This window comes from Desulfotruncus alcoholivorax DSM 16058, assembly GCF_000430885.1.
GTDB lineage: Bacteria > Bacillota > Desulfotomaculia > Desulfotomaculales > Desulfallaceae > Desulfotruncus > Desulfotruncus alcoholivorax.
The window spans coordinates 83,647-101,402 of the sequence record NZ_AUMW01000014.1 but is presented as its reverse complement, the minus strand read 5'-3'; the positions used below and the strand labels follow the sequence as shown (position 1 = coordinate 101,402).

Sequence of the window (17,756 nt, the reverse complement as noted above, 5' to 3'; positions counted from 1 at the left end):
AGGCCACGACGGTTTTTTTATGAACGTCAAGACCGCAGCAATGACTATAGACGACTTCCATGTGTTTACTCCTTCTACGGCAGCAAATTAAAGGGCTGGTGCAACAACCAACATTGGTTATTCTGTCCTGCGTGCTTCCCATAGGGAGCAACAATCTGTGGTGCACCTGGTCGTTGGGATCTGTCTAACTCACGGGCTCGCAGCACCAAGTTAAAACGACCTCCCTTCGCCAGCCGTAAGAAAGAGATTCGCTGTTATAAATTTTCATCCTTCTGCTGGTGCCGCGTTAGCGGCATGGGTGTCTAACTGCTTTTTTTAAAACATCTGCATCCAGGTGTTGATCGATTGCAATGACCGCCTGTATTTGTATATTTGAGTGTCCGTACTTATATAAATAATTAATTCGATCAAGTCCGGTTACCGGTTGTATGGTGGGAATTCCATCTTCCAATATACGTGTTTCCATTTTTCTAAAACCCCTTTCTTACTTAAGAACAAAAAGTAATACCTATATAAAGTCAAGATTTTACCAAACCGATGGTATTAAACGGTATGGTGTCTTTGTGCAATAATTCTGGTAGCCGGGGAGGTCTCTTAACAGCAGTTCCTCTTCGTTTTTTATCCTGAGGACCGTCCACGGTATAAATAGAAGACTAGGTATGAAAGCCCAATAGGAACCTAAAGCTAGGGGAGTTGACAACACCATCGTCAACAATCCGGTGTACATGGGATGACGTATTTTGGCGTAGGGGCCGGTTGCTATAACCCGCTGGTCTTCCTCAACCTTTATATTGGCTGAAGCGTAGCTGTTTTCCTTAAAAACCCTGATTATCAAAACATAACCCAGGAAAAATATGAGATTAGCTGCAACCACCACCCAAACAGGTACGTTTGACCAGTGAAAGCGAAAATCAAAACCAGGGATTATATAAGCGAGATAAAACAACTTAAAGAAAGCAGGTATTTTCCTCACCGTTTCCTGGTCTTTAGCCTGCCACCGACTGGCCAATAATTCGGGGTTTCTTTTGAAGAAATAGACGGTAATGAAAAGGGTGGGGATTAAAAATATCGTCCAATAAATCCAGGCCTGCCAGTATCTAAAGGAGCCGGCGGGAAGAAACAAGATCAGTCCAAGCACAATCATCATGATAGTAGGCATTATATACGCTTTTGACTTTGAGATAGCAGCATTCTCCATCATTCTCCTCCTTATAAGTCCCGGTAGCGCAAGACCTTATCCCAAACGTCAATCAGGTTGTTGCATCACTTAAATTTTGTCCTCGTTTTACCACCCGGTTGTTTATCAGATTCGGGATAGAGATACTGTTGGTAAAGCTGCTCAAACTTTTTCCGGGCGGGGGTGAGATTGTCGACAATCATTTTATTTCGTAAGCTGTTAAGAGGTGCGTATTGCGTGTCGAACTCACCGAACTCATCCAACAAACCTATACTTTTGTAAAATTCAGCTGTTTCCCGGGCGAGCTGTTCAATCTCAGGATCATCTTCGGACAGGGAGGCCAGCCTGGCACACCGTGCCGCATAGTCCAAAGCTATTTCATACTGTTCGGGATGTTTTTTCCAAAACTCGGCCAGGATCCGAAAACTATTCTGGTAATGCTCGCTCCATTGGAAATCATCCAGGATGCCATATAATTTTTGATGCTGGTTATAAATTTCCGGGCAGGTTTGCGCATATTTGTCAATTTGATCCGCTCCCAGGATTGCAGCCATCTTTTGAAAAGTGGGTGATTCAAAAGAATCTTGATCAAGGTGTACCGTGCCCTGATTCAGCATTTTATCAATCTTCTCTATGCGCTCTTCAATGTTTTTCTTATCAAGCGTGAGCTCACTTCGCAGCAACTGCAACACTTCCTGCAGGGTTGCATTATTGTTAACACCACCCAGTATCTCTTTGATGCGTTTGAGATCCAGCCCCAGAGATTTTAAATGTTTGATTAAGCGCATACGATTCAACTCTCCCGGTCCGTATAAACGGTATCCCGAGGCTGTTCGCTCCGGTTTAGGCAGCAAACCTATCTTATGGTAATATCTGACGGTTTTAAGTGTGCTTCCGGTTAATTTAACGAAATCGCCGATCTTTATCCGGTTCTCCATTGCCATACCACCTTTTAAGTAAAGTATAAACCAGGCCCCAAGGGCCGAGTCAATTTTATTTTTGAGAGCATAGATTAGGCTAACCCTAAGCAAATTTATCCATCATTCCATACAGTGATAATCATTTCATTGGATTGTAAATGCAATTTTTAGTTCTTCAGCTTATTTTACTTTTTCATTCTAATAATTAAACGGTGGTCTGCCAATCATGTAAACTTCGATAAACTTATGTCGGACACACTGTCGTCTTCATCGTCCCATATGATATTAAAAAGTACTTTATGTAACTTTCCATATCGTTTAGCTTTTGTTGGGTGATTTGTAAAATGATATAGGGTGATATGATAATGCGTAACGAAGGTAAATACGACTTTTCGGCTTTCGGGCAGGCTATAAAAGAAGCGCGGGAAAGTAGAGGCTGGACACGGGAACGGTTGGCGCAGGAAGTAGGACTTGCGCCCCGTTATCTTATGTCCATTGAAAACAAAGGACAGCATCCGAGCTTTCAGGTATTCTATGAGCTTGTCACCTTGTTTCACATATCGGTAGACCAATTCTTTTTTCCAGATACCGGTGCGAAAAAGACAACCCGCCGCCGCCAGCTTGAAAGTCAACTTGACGAATTAGGGGAAGCGGATTTAATTATCATGGCGGCTACCGCAAAGGGAATACAGGAAGCCAAAGGAACGGGGGAATAAAATCTCCCGCTTCCTTTTTAAAGAAATGTAGAAAACGCCGTAACCTTATAGATTGCGGCGTTTTTCCCTCGTATAAAATCAGAAAAACAATTTGTGTTCCTTTTGCCAAAAAGAACCTTCTAGCCCAGGAGAGATATATATTTTGTATCACGTTTTGGATTTCCGTCATTAGCGGGTATCTTGAAATCTATTTCGCTTTTCCGCTATGGGTATTGCGCCTAATGCAATCGGGTCATAATTTGCTTTATCTTTACAGTAGCCAAGCATGTTTCCTGTTTCCGCCATAGAAGAATAGTTTCCGCCGCCCACAATAATATGATCCAGGACTTTGATCTCCAGAGGATGAAAAATATCCACAATCCTCTGGGTCAAGGCTTTATCTTCCGGGGAAAAGTTCCGGGAACCTCCGGGATGGTTATGGGCCAAAATGACCGCATTGCAATCACAGGCCAAGGCGTATTTTAATATTTCCCTTGGATAAACGGCTGTCTGACCAACACTCCCTTCCGACATGGTTTTTATTTCGATTACGTTATTGCCCCTGTCTAAAAAAGCGACCATAAATCGTTCTTTGTCCTTCATCCCGCTTAAGAGGGCGTAAAAATGTTGGCCTGCCGCAGTTGATGAATTGAAGGTAATTTTTTCATTGCTCTCATAGATTTTCAAAAGGTTGTAGGAAGCAATGAACTCATTGAGCAGTCCGATCTTTTCGAGCTGCTTTTCATTTGGTTCCATAATGTGGGGATACTCCAAGATGTTAAAGGGGTTGTTTTGTTTTACATACTGCTGAAGCTTTTTGTAGGGCAGTCCTGTTAAGGTTGTCAGCCCTTTTAGAAATTTTTCGGTATGCAGTGTGTCTGACTTCATGTTATGACCGCCCCCTTTTGTCGTCCAATATCTCAATCAGGGCTTGTATACTTTGCAGTTTCCCGGAAGTCTCAGGGGCTAAGTCTGCCGATTCAAGATGCTGAAAAAAGTTTTTGATTCCCGTGCGTTGAAAGCATTTCAGAATTCTTTCTTCGGTATCCCCGTCCAAACCAAGCAATTCAGCCAGTAAACCCGCGCACTTTTTATATTCCAACTCCCTTAACGCTTCTAAATTCATTCTTTCTTCCACCTTTCGTATAATTTAGCACTAATAAAAAGCACGATGGCATGACAGCCAACCAATCGGCTATCACACCTCCGTTATCTTTTGGGTGGTCGTCGCAACTTTTTTAATCAACCAATACTTACCATGCCGCCGTATAATTGGAGAAATACAGCAGGGGGTCAACCCTGGTGCCGCCGACATAAACCTCAAAGTGCAAATGCGGACCTGTAGACAATCCTGTGCTGCCCACCAAGCCGATGGTCTGACCTTGCTTCACCGTCTGCCCGACACCGGCGCTCATTTGGCTCATATGGGCGTAAAGGGTCATATTGCCGTTGCCGTGATCGATGATGAGATAGTTTCCGTAGCCGCCCGCGTCGTAAGCGGCGGTTGTGACCACGCCGTCCGCGGCAGCCAGTACCGCCGTTCCGTATCCCGCTCCGATGTCAATGCCGGTGTGGGTTTTGTAGACGCCCAGGATGGGGTGCAGCCTGGTGCCAAAAAAGGAAGTTACATAGTCACTGGCGGCGCTGGGCCAGATATAAAGGCCCTCCGCGATAACCTCCGTTCCGTCCCCCAGGTGTCTCAAACCCGTGATCAGGGCTATAAAATACTGGTCGTATGCGCCGCTTAAAAGCTCCTCCAGCACTTCCCTCTGGTCGTCGTTAAAGCCGTAGATTTTCGCCTGCTCCCCTGCGGTTCGCTGGGTGATGACGATATGCAGAATGCGCTCGTACCATGTTCCTCCGTCGCTGTCGGTATGCTTCACGGTTTCTATCCAGTGGTCGATTTCCGTCATATCCCAAAACACTTCCCGGATAAGGTCAACGCGGGTCTGGTCGATGGTGAAGACATCCATGCCCTCGTCGGCCAGGGCGGTTTTGACGGCGAATGCGGCCAGAATGTCTATCCAGATATTGCCCCGGCTGCCTCCGGTGCCCACGTATTGAACATCCAGCGTGTCCCAGGTGTTGTCGTTCTTGATGTCCTCTATCCGCTGGTTGTATTCCTCGTTCACTTCCTGTACCACTACGGAAACGGGCGTTATCTCCGCGTCCTTGTTTTCGTCGGAAAAGAGAATGCCAAAGGGAGACGATAACAAGGCAGCCACGGCGATAATAATCAGGAACAGGGCAAGAACGGCCCCGCCTGAGCCTATAAGAGCAATCAGTCCCTTGGTCAGCACGGCGGCGGCTTTGACGGTCAGTTTTGCCATATGAATAGTGAATTTAGCAGTGGCCCTTGCGGTCTGCGCCGCCCGTTGCGCCGCTTTAGTGGTGGACCGTGCGGTTTTGGCGGCGGCTTTAGCCGCTGTCTGAGAGGTTTTGGCACCGGCCTTGGCGGTTTGCCCGGCGGTCTTGACCGATTTTTGCGCCGTTTTAATCGTGCCCTTGGCAGTTTCCTTGACCGCTTTACTGTCGGACCGGGCAGATTGCCGGACGGTGCGGCCAGTGCCGCCGATGCTGGTTTGGGCGGTACGCCATGTTGTTTTTCCGGTCGATCTAAACACGGGACTTGGGAGAGCCTGGGCGGTTTTGGTTTCCGCCGCCTGAATTTCTCTGTTTAGGGTAAACCGCGCCTTTGCCCGGCTCTGAACAAACCGCCGCTTTGCCAATTCGTTGGGCTTGGCCAGGGTATATTTTCGTTTACCTCTTTCCGTCACTTTGAATAGGACGGCTTTTCGCCGAGCCGATGGGTTGGCCTGCGCGGGAGATTGGGATTGTGCAGGTGCTTTTCCGGCCTTGGACGAGGCAGCTTGCTTTCCTTGAGGGGAAACGGCGCTCCGGCGCGCTTGGGGACGCCCAGTTTCGGAAGGGGAGGAGGTCTGCTCCGTAGCATGGCCGGCGGCAGCATCGGCGTGATGGCTGTATGAAGGGGAATTGCGGCGTTCCTTGATTTTTTGAACCGTCTTTTTGCCCTGACGCCCCATCGTGTGAGTAGCCTCATTGCCGACCGTTTCCACGCTTTCCTTTACCTTATCCTCGGCATACGCCACATAGCTGTCGTGTTCCGGCCCCTGCGTCCGCTCGGCCTGATCCTTGGTGCGGATAAAGGCGTTTTTCGCCCTGCGAGTCACATCGAGGCTTTTGTCCAGCGCCTTAATGTCCTTGACGGCAGCTTTGGTTTTGATGTCTTTCAACGCGCCCAACCTCCTTTCAGGGTTTACTGACTGCTACCGCGCCTTTGCGAAAATATGGGGCGCGGTGCGTTCCAAGCTCCGGCAATATTCGGGATAGCGTAGCCGGATGGCTTCAAAAAAGTAGGGGGCAAAGCCGCAGTCAAACAGCTCGTAAGGCGTGGAACGGTTTTCTTTTCCTTCCTCCGTCCAGCCGTTCCACAGGTTGAAGGCTAGGCGACACAGGCGGCGGGTTCCGCCCGTCTGCCACGCCGCCACAAGGCCCTCTGGTTTGATGCCGTCCTCCTTGAAGTCAAAGAGGGCATAAATATTGCGCCTCGTTTCCGCGCAGATGCCCATTGCGTAAAAAAACGCCTGGTGATAGGCGTCGCGATTGCGGGTTTTGGTCAGCATTTGATTATAAAAAGCCTTGTGTTCCCTGTCTGCAAACCGGATGATTTCCATTGTGTTTTCCTCCTTCAAAGTAAATGAACGGCTGGCCGGAAAATTACGGCCAGCCGTTGGTGCTTGGCAGCTTATTCAGCCCTGGGCCTGTTCGCCCGGCTTGGTGGTCATCAGGTTGTAGAGCTTGGTGTTGCGCGGGAATTGGTCGGTGAAGGGCACCAGGGAGCTGCCCACCTTAATGAGGCCGTTGCCCGCGTCCACGTTGGTGATATAGCTTAATTGCAGATCGGAGATGTTCAGAAGCTTAGCCAGCTCCATCCTGTCCGTAGAAGCCTGGTTGAGCATGACAATGAACTCGCTGTTGGCCAGCATGGTCCGAGCCGTGTGCGATTGCAGCAGGTCGTCCACGTTTTGGGTGATCCCCGTGCAAAACGCGCCGTACTTCCTGACACGCTTCCAGAGGGTGAACAGGAAGTTGGCGCTGTATTCATGTTGAAAGAGCAAATAGATTTCATCAATAATAATGAAGGTGTTTTTTCCTTTGGCCCGGTTCTGGGTGATGCGGTTCAGGATGCTGTCCAGCACCACCAGCATCCCGATGGGCAGGAGTTGCTTGCCCAAATCCAGAATGTCGTAGCAGATCAGGCGGCTGGTCACGTCCACGTTGGTGGCCTTAGCAAAGGTGTTCAGGCTGCCGGAGGTAAAAAGCTCTATCGCCAAAGCGATTTCCTGGGCCTCCGGCTCCGCCTGCTTTAAAAGCTCCCCGTGGAAGTCCTGCAAGGTGGGCGTTTTCCCCTTGAAATTGCTTTGCAGGTATTTTCGGTAGACATTGGCGGTGCAGCGGTCGATCAGGGATTTCTGCTTCGCGCCCAGGTTCTGGCCGCCGATAAGCTGTTCGCAGAGGGACAGGACGAATTCGGATTTCAGGATGACCGGGTTTGCGCCGTCGCCGTAGTCCCGGTTCATATCCATCGCGTTGATGTGGTTTTTCGAGGTGGCGGAGATATGGACGATCTCGCCGCCCAGCGCCTTGACCAACGCCGAATACTCGCGTTCCGGGTCGATGAGGATGATGTCGTCGTCACCGGCCAGCATTTGGTTGACGATTTCCCGCTTGGCCGTGAAGGATTTACCGGAACCGGAAACGCCCAGGATGAAAGAATTCCCGTTCAGCAATAATTTCCGGTTGGCAATAATCATATTTTTAGAGATCACGTTCTGCCCGTAGTAAATGCCGCCGCTGTGGGCAATCTCCTGCGCCCGGAAAGGAATGAACACCGCCGTGCTTTCGGTGGTCAGGGTCCGGATGGCGTGGATTTTGCGCAGGCCGTAGGGCAATACCGTGTTCAGGCCGTCCATCTGCTGCCAGGTCAGGGGGGAGAACTGACACAGGTGCTTTCTGGCCGTGGTCAGCAAGGTTTCCGTGTCGCTGTCAAGCTGCTCCTTGCTGTCCGCCACATGCACCATCGTCAAAACGGCGAACATCATGCGCTGGTCGCGGGTGGTCAGGTCGTCCAGAAACTCCTTGCTTTCCCGGCGCTGCTGCTCCATGTCGTAGGGCACGACGGCGGAAAAGTTATTATTTTGATTCTGTCTTCGTTGCCAGTTGGTGATGTTGGTTTCCACGCCCAGCAGCCGGTTTTCCACCTCCCGCACGGCCTCGTCCGTGGGAATGGGGATGATGTCCAAAGACAGCATCATGCTGCGGTTCAGGTCGCACAGTTCGGCTACCATGCTGTCCTTGATGAAGCTGGCGTATTCCCGCAGGAAGATGACGCGTCCGAACCTGTTACCCATGCGGAAATAATCGCGTTCAAACTCCAGGGTGTCGGGGCAGATGTAGTCCTTGAAATCATGCCCTTTGCGCATGGTTTCGGACAGGTCGAAACGAAAAAACGTTTCCTCCCCGGAGCGGAAAAAGTCGTGCAGGATTCTCAGGCGGTCGGTGGCGTCCAACTCCGCACATTTAGAGCCCAGGTGGGAAAAGTGGGTAATCAGGTCGGTGCCGATGCGGGAAAAATAGTTCCGCGCTTCCTCGATGCTTTTTTTCGCTACCGACACGGTGACGTATTTGTCCTGCACGATGCTGTTCGCGCCGGTGGCCTTCTCTAAAAGCATCCGGTTGTATTCCCGGCGGTACTCGTCCAGCCCGTCCTCCTGGAGGGGGATCAGAATAGAGCTTTCAAAGTCCGTCTTGTTCAGGCGGCGGTTGTTGATGGTGATTTTGGTGGTCGCCCCGCTGTCAAACGAATTCAAAAGCTCCGAATAGGACAGAAACATGGCTTCCTTGTCCTCCTTGGAGGCCACGGCGTAATTGATGTCCGCAAAGCGAAAGGTCCGGGAAAACTTGTTGCCTACCTGAAAAATCCCCTCCGGCCAGATGGCGCGGATGGGGATGGCCTGCTGCACGCCTTTGGGGACGACAAACCTTTCCTTGTCCTGCTTCATGATTTTTTGCAGGGTTTTAATCATGGTGTTTCCAAGCCTCCTTTTCGCGCTTTTCCAGGGCGGGCTTCAGGGCTTCGTAATAGATGTTGGTGGGGTGAAAGGTCAGGCGCTTGGGCAGAAGAAACTCCGACTTGACGTAGGCCCACAAAAACTGCTCCGCCGTCATGCCGTGGTATTGAATAAAGCCGAGGGCGGCGAAGGGGGCGGCCCCCAGAATGCACATCCAGCTTACGGTTTCCGTGCCGAAGAAGCTGCGCAGGCCGAAGTAGATGCCGACGGCCACGATGACGGCAAGGACAGAAAAAATGAACTGCCGCATGGACAGTCCAAAAAACAAGCTCTCGGTATAGTCCCGGATTTCCCGGTTGATCTTGACTTCCAAAATATCATCACCTCCACAAAAAAGATAGCGCCTCTTTCATGAAGCGCCAGCACACCGGTTGCCTTATCGTTCCCGCTGTTTTTTCCTGTTTCGTTCTTTCTCCTTAATTACCTTGACTACCAAAGCGTCAACCTTGCGGTTTTGCGCCATAAACGCCTCATCCTGGGTGAGGGGGATGCCGTTTTTCAAGGCTTCCTCCCCAAGCCTGTTGAGTTTTTCCTTCTCTTTTTCCAGTTCTTCATGGTAATTCACCCGTTTCACATTGAAGCCTCCTTTGCCTCGGTCGCTGCGGCATCCTTTCATTTCTTTTTTCCATGCGTGACAATGGAATCAGGAAGGAGAATTTATTCGTGCTGTACGTATCCATCTTCATTGCTACTGCCAAACTTCATGTTCAAGATCGTCACGGTTTTCCGGTCTTATTTGTATATTTGCGCCGCGTGATATAATGGAAATATATGGACTATGTGGAAAGGAGTGGCCATTATGGCAGCCGCGGCCCTTATTTCTCTTTGCCTTACGGTGGGATTGCTCATTCTTTCTTTCATATTCAAAGCAGCAGGAAAGCTCCGGCTGACGATTCCCGTTCTTTGCTTCCTGCTTTTCAGCACCGTGCTGAACAAGTGGGCGGTGGAACATGAGACTTTAGCGTATATCATCCTTTTCTCATTGCTCGGCCTGACCGTGTTAAGCTGGATTGTGTCTCTGATAAAAGCGATACGGCGCAAACGGGACGAGAAATACTTTGAAGATGACGTCGCGTGGCAGATCCGGCGGGCCAGAGAAATGGGCGTACCGCTTGACAAAGTTCAGTTTAACGAGCAGGGGGATTTGCTTGACCCCAGAACAGGAGAACCTGTTGTTTACGGGGATGGCGTTCAGTTCAAGGATATATGAGGATACCGGATTGTCATTGTCCGGTATCCTTTTATAATCCCATCATCTCTCGCACCACCCGGTCGGCCATCTTCACCGCGCCGACCAGTATCAGCATGTTGAAAACTAACTCTCCGATATAGCTCCACACCATCGTCACGGCGCTGGCGCTGGCGTCCACCACCGGAGGGGCGGCCGCAAAGACGGAAAAGATAACGCAGGCCAGAACGATAATGGCCCCCTCCAGGCAGACGGCGGCATAGCTTTTGAGAAAGGCTTTGCCGATGCTCTGGCTCGGCTCTCCGGCAAAGGAGGCCAGAGGTACGGGGGCAATGGCGGTATATAGGAACAATTTGAAAAAACGGCCGTACACCGACAGGATCATGATGAAGGACAGCACCGTGATAAACAGGCTGCCGATGATCGTCACCGCCCACAGGGGGATGCTCGCCAAGAAGCTGCACTCCTCGACGGCCTGCACGATGGCCTGCGGCAGAACGGCCTCGCTCGTGGTGCCGAAGCCCGCGCTGTACATGATGGTGGAAACGATCCCCTGGGCAATGTTAAAGAGCGCCATCATCAGCTCCAGCCCGTAGGTGACAACGCCTTTGGCCAAAGCGAAGCGGATAAACAGCTTCAGGGCGTGTTCCGGCTTTTTAACCTCCGCAAAGCTGCCGCAGGTTTTCACCACGCCGATGACAAAAAACAATACCAGCAGGGCTAGGCCGATGGCCTGCAACGCGCCGTGGATATCGGCAATGACGTGCCAGATGCCACCACCTCGGAATTCCGTGGGGGACTGGGCGACAAGCTGCCAGATTTCCGCCAGCTTTTCGTTCCAGGTTCCCAGGGCGCTATTCAGGTTCTCAATCACCCAGTTGCCGCTTTCCAAATAAGCTCACCTCGTTTCCAGGGCAAAGCCCGCGCTTGAAGCGCGGGCTTTGCTTCCGTGATCGTTACCGGCATGGTTCATCCCTGCCGGGCTTTTTGTCCTTGATGACGCCATACTTGTCATCCACATAGAAATGATTGACAAAGGGGTTGTAGATGGCATGGCACTTGACGCTGCCATATTCGGCAAGATAATCGTTGTCGCCCAGCCGCCCCAGGATGGTAGCTTTCCGCAGTTCGCCGTCCAGGGAATGAATGTGCATTTTTTCCGTGATGGGGAATTTGTTAAACATAACGATCAACCTCCTGTGATGAGATTAAGGATTTCCTTGGCAAAGGTGATGATGACGCCGCCCGCCAGGGTCAGAAAGCCGTTGGCCCGCTGGCTTGGGTCGTGGCTTTTCAGCGACAGGCCGATCTGCACGATGCCGAAGCCCAGCAGGATCATCCCGATGGCGCGGATCAGCCCGAAGATAAATTCGGACAGGTTGTTGACCACCTGAAGGGGGTCGTTGGCCGCGTATGCGGGGACGGCGAAAAGGGCCAGCATCAGCGCCAGCGCGCAGCAAACGGCAAAAAACCTTTTGGTTTTTCCAGACATATTCATACGTATCATTCCTCCTGTTTTTATGATGGGGATAGGCTTTCGAGTTCTTCCTCGGAAAGCAGCTCGTAATCGCCTCCTTCTTTTAAGACCACGGCTTTCCAGTCCAGGGCGTGTTCCGTGGTGCCGTGCCGGAAGGGTTGGCCGCCGCCGTCAACCGTCAGCTTCAAATTCGGATGCTTGAGAATATCGTACTTGTCGTCCATGACGGCGTGTTCGCCCCGGATGAACAGCAGGGCGTAGCGGTTGTCCAGCATCCGCACCTCGTCGGGGGTCAAAAGCTCCCGGCCTGACAACTGAAAATTGGTCGAGTAACTGCCGTTCCTGCCTGCGCTTTTTCCGTAGGTGTTTAAGTCGATGGTTTCCTTGCCTAAAAGCTCGGATACATACTTGTGGGTGCTTTGCTCGTTGCCGCCTAAATACAAAAACTCGTCGCAGTTGCCGACAATGGACTCCCAAGAATCTTTGAACAGGGCCTTTAGCTGGGCCAGGTTTTGCAGGATGATGGAGACGCTGACCTCCCGGCTGCGCATGGTGGAAAGGAGCTTGTCGAATTCATCCGGCAGGGCGACGTTGCTGAATTCGTCCATCACGATATGGACGTGGAGGGGCAGCCTGCCGCCGTAAACATGGTCGGCCAGGTAGTAAAGCTGCTGAAAAAGCTGGGTGTAGAGCATCCCCACGATGAAATTGAAGCTGCTGTCGTTGTCGGGGATGACGGCAAAGAGCGCCGTCTTTTTCTCCCCGATGGCGGGCAGTTCCATTTCATCCACCGTGGTGATGCCCGCGATGGTGGACAGGTTGAACTTTTCCAGCCGGACGCCCAGGCTGATGAGAATGCTTTTGGCCGTCTTTCCCGCCGCCAGCTTGAAGATGTTGTACTGCTTGACCGCCAGATGCTCCGGTTCCCGCATGGCCAGCCGCTCAAACAGCTCGTCCAGGGGGCTTTGGTAGGTTTCATCCTCTTCCCGCACCTCGGCGGCGGCGATCATCTCCATGACCATCGGGAAGTTTCGCTCATCCTCCGGCGCTTCGTAGAGCAGGTAGAGGATGAGTGCCTCTAAGAGCGCGGTTTCGAAGCGTTCCCAAAAGGGGTCGTTGGTATTGCTGCCCTTGGGGGTGGTGTTGCGGATCAGGTTGGTGACCAGCTTTAAGACATCCTTGTCGTCCTGCAAATAAGTAAAGGGGTTGTAGCAGTGGGAGAGGTGCATGTTGATAAGATCAAGCACCTTGATGTGATAGCCCTTGGCTTTGAGCAGGTTTCCGGTATCCCGCAAAATTTCCCCTTTGGGATCGAGAATCACAAAAGAGGTGTTGGCCTGCATGACATTGGGTTTCGCGTAAAACCTGGTCTTGCCGGAGCCGGAGCCGCCCACCACCAGGACATTCAGGTTGCGCCGGTGCTTCCGGCCGTCCAGCCCGATGCGGACATTCTGTGTCAGGATTTTGTTCTTCTGCGGATTCTTGTCCCGGTATTTCTTATCGACAGCCGCCGCGCCGCCCCAGCGGGCGCTGCCGTGCTCCTCCCTATGGCGGTAATTGCGCTTGGTGGACAGGTAAATCCCGATCCCCATACCGTAGGCGGCGAGAAAGAGCAAAACGCACTTGGGCGAATTATCCACCCATTGGATATGAAACGGATCGTTCAGCGCCGCCGTGAGGTTTTCCAGGATTTCGGGCAGCCCGCCGGAAAGGGAGGGGGCGGTGAGCAACGCCGCCCACACCACCGGAATTAAAAAAACCGCCAAGAGGATGAGATTACTCTTGGCGGTTTCAGCGCGCTTCATCGTGGTCCCTGCGCTTCTGCTTTTTGGTCGGGGCGTCAATGGTTTTCAAAAGCAGTTCATCCACGGCGTCGGTGGGCCGTTGTTCTTGAATCAGGTCGTTTCGCAGTTCGTTCAAGGCGTTCACCACCACGCCGTATTCGTAATCGTCCAGGGTCAGCACCCGTTCTTCTTCCTTCACAGACCATCCCTCCTAACGTTCCGGCTCCTGCCGTTTCTGCTGCCGCTGCTGGTTAAGCATCCGGTTCATCCGTCCGGAGATTTCGCCCGCCGCTTCCTTGATGACGGCAAGCTCGGCGCGGATTTCCTGCGGCTCCAAAGTCTCCAGCCTTTGGGGAACGCCCTCGAAGTGATAAAAACCGTTCGTTTCCACGCCGTACTGCTTGCAGAGCATATATGAAACACAATAGGCATGGAAGCCATACTCGGAACGGTTGTAGCTCCCGTCGCCTTTGTCCATTTCCACCTGGGCCAGCTCTTGAGCGAGAGCGCGGAAAATATGATTGGCGTCCAGGCCGCGCCGGATTTGGATTTCTCGCGTGTCCGGCTGGTACAGGGCGTTCACGCCGCTTGGCAGCGCATCGCTGATACGGACGGGCACGGGGGCGTGAGCCAGCAGCGCCTTGATGCGGGTGCGCTCGTCGGGATAGGCGGGGGTTTCCCGTTTGCGGCTGTTCCCGGTTTGAGAAATGTCAAACATCTTTTTGGGGTTGTAGCTGATGCCGGTGGAACCGTCCTCCCGTTGATATTCCTCCCCCGGCTCGATGATGTAAAAGCCGGTTTCTTTTTTGCGGATGTACGCGCCCTGGTCCTTCCAGGTATCAAAATCTTTAATGACTGTGGCATTGGGCCGCTGCGCAAGGATAAGCAGGGCGTTGGAAACACTGTAGCGGTCAAAGCGGCTCTACACGTCCAGATACTTTTGGAAAACATCACCGTCCTGTGCCACGGTTGTCGCCGTTTCGTCGATCAGGGCGTACACCGTTTCCCGCTGCTCCTACTTTTTCTGCGCCCAGGCCTCCTTGTCAAAAGGCTGGTCGCTTTTGGCCGTGGATGGGCTTTGTTCCTGCCGGAAAAGATCGTCAAAATTGCTCATCTCACTTTACCTCTCTTTCGGTTTTGATTTTTTGGCTTTGGATTTCTGTTGGCCTGATTTGGCAGGCGGCTTGACGGATTTGGCCTGTTCTTTGGCCGCCTCGCGCTTGGGTTCCGCCTGCTCCCTGTGGGTTTCCCGGATTTCCTTCAGTTCCTGGCGGACGGATTTTCGCTCCGGCTCACTCGTACCCTCGGCGGCTTTCCCGCTGCGCTCGTAAGTAGGCTCGGACGGAGGGGATTTCTCCGCCTTCGCCGCCGTAGGGTCCGTCGTGGGGTTTGGGTTGTCGATCCGCTCCTTGTCCGGCTCCGGCTGGTCGGGCTTGGCCATCAGCTCGTCCAGAAAATCGTCCGCGCTTTTTTCAGCGGGGGTTTCCTTTTCGGCGGGCGCTTTTTCCTCCTGCCTGGCGGCCCTGGATTTTTGGATTTCGCTCTTGATGCTGGCGGTGTCCACGGTGGCCAGCTTGAAGCGTTCCACGATGCGGTTGATTTTGGAAGCGTCCTCGGCCCGCACCATGATGTCGCACATGCCGTCCGTGTCCTTTTTGTCACGGAGGGCGCAATAGAGGACGCCGTAGCGTTTGGCCTCCTGGGTGAATTTCTGCAAGTCCTCGTTCCTGACCGCAAAGACTTTCAGTTCCTTGCCGCTGCGCAACAGCCCTTCCAGCCGGATTTTGCCCTTGGTTTTCTTTTGGTCTTTCAAGACGGCGTAGAGATAGACGGCCAGGTTTTTGGCTCCTTCGCCGGAGATTTTGGCTATTACCTCGATCCCCTTAAGACTCATGTTGACGACTTGATCCGCGGCGGCGGCTTCGCTGTTCATAGGCTTTTGCCTCCTTTCGCTGCTGAATTTCTTCCTGCTTGATCCGGGACAGCTTTTCCTGCATTTCCCCGGAACGGGACAGGATGCCCGTGCAGAGCTTCACCTCCTTGCGAAGCTGACTGATTTGCCTGGTCAGCCCGGCGATTTGCTCCCTGCAGGCCGTCACCTGCTCCTCGTCCCCGCACCGGCGTATGCGGTTGTAAAGGGACTTGCGTTCGGCGGACAGGGCGCTCATTTCCTGCTCCAACCCCAACTGATATGCGGCAAGCTGCTCTTTGCTGGAAATATGGTTTTTGCAAAGCAGCTTGGTCTGCGCGGTGAGTTCATTCAAATAGCGGAGGTCCTCACGCAATAAAAAATGCGTCCTTTTGCTGGACGCGCGGGGCTTGGGCAGGATGCCCATTTTATAGAGGTAGTGGAAGTATAACGCTTGCAGGCCGGTGAGCTTTTTTGCTGTCCTGAGGGAACCTTTGAAGGTGCAGCGTTTTCGCCTCGGCTCCGGCAAGGGGGGAGGAGGACGCTTAGGTGCGCGGTTTTGCAGGATGCGTTGCTTGATGGCTTCCTCGGTGTAATCGTCGCCCAGGGTTTTCAGGCGGACAAACCGCTCCTTGCCTAAAGGACGCACCGCCATGTGTTTCACGCCGGTTTTGATTTCATAGCCCTGTTTGCGCAGGGCGGCGATAAATTGCGTGAAGGTCATGGCTGCGGCAATGGCTTGGTCCACGTCCTCCCGGATCAGGCCCCGCCAGGTGGGTTTGCCTTCCTGCTCGGCCTTCCATTCGGCATAGTGCTTGGCCTTGCCGCGCTGTGGGTTTTCAATGACGGAAAGAGCATGTTCCCGGCATAGCCGGTCGGATGCCTGCCGCATGAGGGCGTAGGTGGCGTTGTTGTCGTAATACCGTTTTCCGTCCTTAAAAGATACGGAATTCAGGACGAAATGGTTATGAAGATGCTGCTTGTCAAGGTGGGTGGAAACCACCACCTCAAAGCGGTCGCCCCAAAGCTCTTTTGCCAGCTTCACGCCGATGGCGTGGGCGGTTTCCGGGGTGGCCTCCCCCGGCGCGAAGGCTTGGTAGCCATGAAAGGCCAGGATGCCGTCCTGCTTCTGATATTGCCGTTTTGTGCGGCCCATCTGCTGGTAGGCGGTGGCCGGGTCGCAGTTGATGCCGGTGACGTAAAATTGCTGCTCGGTCTTGCCGTCCTCCTGGGTGTATTCCAGCACCTTGCGTAAGCCCTGAAAGTTGGGAGTGGTAAAATCGGGGTTTTCGGTTTTTTCGGGGTCGGCGGCGTAGTCGATTACCCGGTCAAGCCGGTCCGTCACGTCCCAGATCGCTGTGGTTGCCATCGGTCATCGCTCCGGCTCCCCGTATTTTTTCATCAAGGGGTAATCTCCAAGGCCATCTTGCTTATCACAGATTCTCGCCACGATAAGCTCAAGCATATTTTCCGCATACCGAAATTCTTCCTGATATTGGTCGGTCACAACCTCCAGGGGGTCTTGAAACAGCAGGAGGTAATCCAGTTCCTCCGGTTCATAGCTGCGATTTTCTGTCATATTTCGGTGAACCTGCGTATAGGCGGCGATTTCTTCCGCTTTTTCAAAGATGCCCTGGCCGTCCACTTTGAGCAGCTTTGCCTTGTAGTCCGCAAAGTTCCGGTGGATACGGTTTATTAGTAGTGTTTTCTTATCCATTAGTTCTCCTTTCCGGCGCTGTGACCGCCTCTATAATATCCTGTACCGCTTTTCTGAGCCGGTTGGCTTCATATTGAAATACCGTCTTGTCAATATGCCCGGTGGCATTGGCCTTGGCCGCAATCTGGTTCAGATTGCCGCCGATGGCGTGCAGCTCCCGCGTCATGGAAAAATAGTCGGGAGGGGGCAGCTCCTTGGGCACATAGCCGTTGATGAGGGAACGGAGATAGCCTTCCTGTGAAAGCCCTGATTTCTTCACCTGTTTGACAAGAGATTGCTGTTCTTTGGCGTTCAATCGAAACGTTATTTTGATGTTTCTTTTGAGCATATATAACCTCCTGTTCTGTTAAGGGTTTCAGGGATTATCCCTGACAAGCGAATAATGCTGGCATTATTCAGTGCTTGCTGCAACACAAGACATCGCTGCATCACAAGACCGATGTCTTTTGTTGTGATGGTTACGATTTTTTTCAAATATTACCGGCCGAAAAAAGAAGTCCTTACAATAATGTCGATACTTCTTTTTTTGATTTTGGGTAAAAGAAAAAGCACTGACTTCTCAGTGCACGAACAATTTTGAAAGAATAATTTTATGGATATGGGAAGTTCATTTCATCCAAATAACTAACATAATGATAAGTTCAGAATTCAATGGCCTAAATAATGCTATAGGTCGAGGTTGTATTCTCAACTATCCCCTTAATATAAGTTGGTTCCACTTGCCTTTTCTCTGTTT

24 protein-coding genes are annotated in these 17,756 nt (G+C 52.0%); 4 read left to right on the top strand and 20 right to left on the bottom strand.

What is annotated here, in order from left to right:
* Positions 1-286: 286 nt before the first annotated feature.
* From H569_RS0108480 to H569_RS0108470, 3 genes are all read right to left on the bottom strand, one after another.
* Positions 287-466 (bottom strand): hypothetical protein, encoded by a 180-nt coding sequence (locus tag H569_RS0108480; RefSeq protein WP_027364651.1) that lies wholly within the window; start codon positions 464-466, stop codon positions 287-289.
* Positions 467-526: 60 nt separating this feature from the next.
* Positions 527-1,198 (bottom strand): methyltransferase family protein, encoded by a 672-nt coding sequence (locus H569_RS0108475; RefSeq protein WP_034629990.1) that lies wholly within the window; start codon positions 1,196-1,198, stop codon positions 527-529.
* 65 nt (positions 1,199-1,263) lie between these two features.
* A complete protein-coding gene (locus tag H569_RS0108470; protein WP_027364649.1) occupies positions 1,264-2,115 on the bottom strand; it encodes a MerR family transcriptional regulator in 852 nt (283 codons plus the stop codon).
* 347 nt (positions 2,116-2,462) lie between these two features.
* Here H569_RS0108470 and H569_RS0108465 point away from each other — a divergent pair, with 347 nt between their 5' ends.
* A complete protein-coding gene (locus H569_RS0108465; protein WP_407638050.1) occupies positions 2,463-2,813 on the top strand; it encodes a helix-turn-helix domain-containing protein in 351 nt (116 codons plus the stop codon).
* A gap of 168 nt (positions 2,814-2,981) precedes the next feature.
* Here the strand turns inward: H569_RS0108465 and H569_RS19725 are convergent, their stop codons facing one another.
* The 3 genes from H569_RS19725 to H569_RS22190 form a co-directional block, all read right to left on the bottom strand.
* Positions 2,982-3,680, bottom strand: a complete 699-nt coding sequence (locus tag H569_RS19725; protein WP_051273466.1) for a JAB domain-containing protein — start codon at positions 3,678-3,680, stop codon at positions 2,982-2,984.
* A gap of 1 nt (position 3,681) precedes the next feature.
* Positions 3,682-3,918, bottom strand: a complete 237-nt coding sequence (locus tag H569_RS0108455; RefSeq protein ID WP_027364647.1) for a hypothetical protein — start codon at positions 3,916-3,918, stop codon at positions 3,682-3,684.
* A gap of 127 nt (positions 3,919-4,045) precedes the next feature.
* Positions 4,046-5,569, bottom strand: a complete 1,524-nt coding sequence (locus H569_RS22190; RefSeq protein ID WP_207637535.1) for a peptidoglycan DD-metalloendopeptidase family protein — start codon at positions 5,567-5,569, stop codon at positions 4,046-4,048.
* 237 nt (positions 5,570-5,806) lie between these two features.
* Between H569_RS22190 and H569_RS22735 the strand changes: the two genes are divergently transcribed.
* Positions 5,807-6,076 carry a hypothetical protein gene (locus H569_RS22735; RefSeq protein WP_169726460.1) on the top strand — a complete coding sequence of 90 codons (270 nt, stop codon included), beginning with the start codon at positions 5,807-5,809 and terminating at the stop codon, positions 6,074-6,076.
* 3 nt (positions 6,077-6,079) lie between these two features.
* On the opposite strand, the gene H569_RS0108445 is transcribed toward H569_RS22735, so the two are convergent.
* The 4 genes from H569_RS0108445 to H569_RS0108430 all read right to left on the bottom strand — a co-directional run bounded on the left by H569_RS0108445 (position 6,080) and on the right by H569_RS0108430 (position 9,518).
* A complete protein-coding gene (locus H569_RS0108445) occupies positions 6,080-6,487 on the bottom strand; it encodes a DUF6075 family protein (RefSeq protein WP_027364645.1) in 408 nt (135 codons plus the stop codon).
* A 75-nt stretch (positions 6,488-6,562) separates the two neighbouring features.
* Positions 6,563-8,899 (bottom strand): VirB4-like conjugal transfer ATPase, CD1110 family, encoded by a 2,337-nt coding sequence (locus tag H569_RS0108440; protein WP_027364644.1) that lies wholly within the window; start codon positions 8,897-8,899, stop codon positions 6,563-6,565.
* Positions 8,892-9,257: a PrgI family protein gene (locus tag H569_RS0108435; protein WP_027364643.1), complete on the bottom strand. Its 366-nt coding sequence runs from the start codon at positions 9,255-9,257 to the stop codon at positions 8,892-8,894. The genes H569_RS0108440 and H569_RS0108435 overlap by 8 nt, the downstream gene beginning before the upstream one ends.
* A 63-nt stretch (positions 9,258-9,320) precedes the next feature.
* Positions 9,321-9,518, bottom strand: coding sequence for a hypothetical protein (locus H569_RS0108430; RefSeq protein WP_027364642.1), 198 nt, complete (start codon positions 9,516-9,518; stop codon positions 9,321-9,323).
* A 225-nt stretch (positions 9,519-9,743) separates the two neighbouring features.
* Between H569_RS0108430 and H569_RS0108425 the strand changes: the two genes are divergently transcribed.
* On the top strand, positions 9,744-10,154 hold the full coding sequence (locus tag H569_RS0108425; protein WP_027364641.1) for a hypothetical protein: 411 nt from the start codon (positions 9,744-9,746) through the stop codon (positions 10,152-10,154).
* A gap of 31 nt (positions 10,155-10,185) precedes the next feature.
* On the opposite strand, the gene H569_RS0108420 is transcribed toward H569_RS0108425, so the two are convergent.
* The 6 genes from H569_RS0108420 to H569_RS23105 all read right to left on the bottom strand — a co-directional run bounded on the left by H569_RS0108420 (position 10,186) and on the right by H569_RS23105 (position 14,112).
* Positions 10,186-11,025 (bottom strand): hypothetical protein, encoded by an 840-nt coding sequence (locus H569_RS0108420; RefSeq protein ID WP_027364640.1) that lies wholly within the window; start codon positions 11,023-11,025, stop codon positions 10,186-10,188.
* Between the two features lie 64 nt (positions 11,026-11,089).
* Entirely contained in the window at positions 11,090-11,317 is a 228-nt protein-coding gene (locus H569_RS0108415; RefSeq protein WP_027364639.1) for a hypothetical protein, read from the bottom strand.
* A gap of 5 nt (positions 11,318-11,322) precedes the next feature.
* A complete protein-coding gene (locus H569_RS0108410) occupies positions 11,323-11,631 on the bottom strand; it encodes a TrbC/VirB2 family protein (RefSeq protein WP_081410934.1) in 309 nt (102 codons plus the stop codon).
* A 20-nt stretch (positions 11,632-11,651) separates the two neighbouring features.
* Entirely contained in the window at positions 11,652-13,415 is a 1,764-nt protein-coding gene (locus tag H569_RS0108405) for a VirD4-like conjugal transfer protein, CD1115 family (protein WP_027364637.1), read from the bottom strand.
* Complete coding sequence (locus H569_RS0108400) at positions 13,402-13,593, bottom strand: hypothetical protein (RefSeq protein WP_027364636.1); 192 nt, start codon at positions 13,591-13,593, stop codon at positions 13,402-13,404. The genes H569_RS0108405 and H569_RS0108400 overlap by 14 nt, the downstream gene beginning before the upstream one ends.
* Before the next feature lie 12 nt (positions 13,594-13,605).
* A complete protein-coding gene (locus H569_RS23105; RefSeq protein WP_238492504.1) occupies positions 13,606-14,112 on the bottom strand; it encodes a hypothetical protein in 507 nt (168 codons plus the stop codon).
* On the opposite strand from H569_RS23105, the gene H569_RS23590 reads away from it, so the two are divergent.
* The gene (locus H569_RS23590) at positions 14,095-14,535 is read left to right on the top strand and encodes a hypothetical protein (protein WP_238492503.1); all 441 of its coding nucleotides are present in this window, start codon (positions 14,095-14,097) and stop codon (positions 14,533-14,535) included. The two genes, H569_RS23105 and H569_RS23590, sit on opposite strands and share 18 nt — an antisense overlap.
* Here H569_RS23590 and H569_RS0108390 read toward each other — a convergent pair.
* From H569_RS0108390 to H569_RS0108375, 4 genes are read right to left on the bottom strand one after another with little or no spacing between them, the layout of a single operon-like run.
* Positions 14,515-15,327, bottom strand: a complete 813-nt coding sequence (locus H569_RS0108390; RefSeq protein WP_027364635.1) for a PcfB family protein — start codon at positions 15,325-15,327, stop codon at positions 14,515-14,517. The two genes, H569_RS23590 and H569_RS0108390, sit on opposite strands and share 21 nt — an antisense overlap.
* Complete coding sequence (locus H569_RS0108385; RefSeq protein ID WP_027364634.1) at positions 15,278-16,672, bottom strand: relaxase/mobilization nuclease domain-containing protein; 1,395 nt, start codon at positions 16,670-16,672, stop codon at positions 15,278-15,280. The genes H569_RS0108390 and H569_RS0108385 overlap by 50 nt, the downstream gene beginning before the upstream one ends.
* Positions 16,673-16,675: 3 nt before the next feature.
* Positions 16,676-17,020, bottom strand: a complete 345-nt coding sequence (locus H569_RS0108380; RefSeq protein WP_027364633.1) for a hypothetical protein — start codon at positions 17,018-17,020, stop codon at positions 16,676-16,678.
* Positions 17,013-17,348, bottom strand: coding sequence for a plasmid mobilization protein (locus H569_RS0108375; RefSeq protein ID WP_027364632.1), 336 nt, complete (start codon positions 17,346-17,348; stop codon positions 17,013-17,015). Before H569_RS0108375 ends, H569_RS0108380 begins: the two co-directional genes overlap by 8 nt.
* Positions 17,349-17,756: the final 408 nt, after the last annotated feature.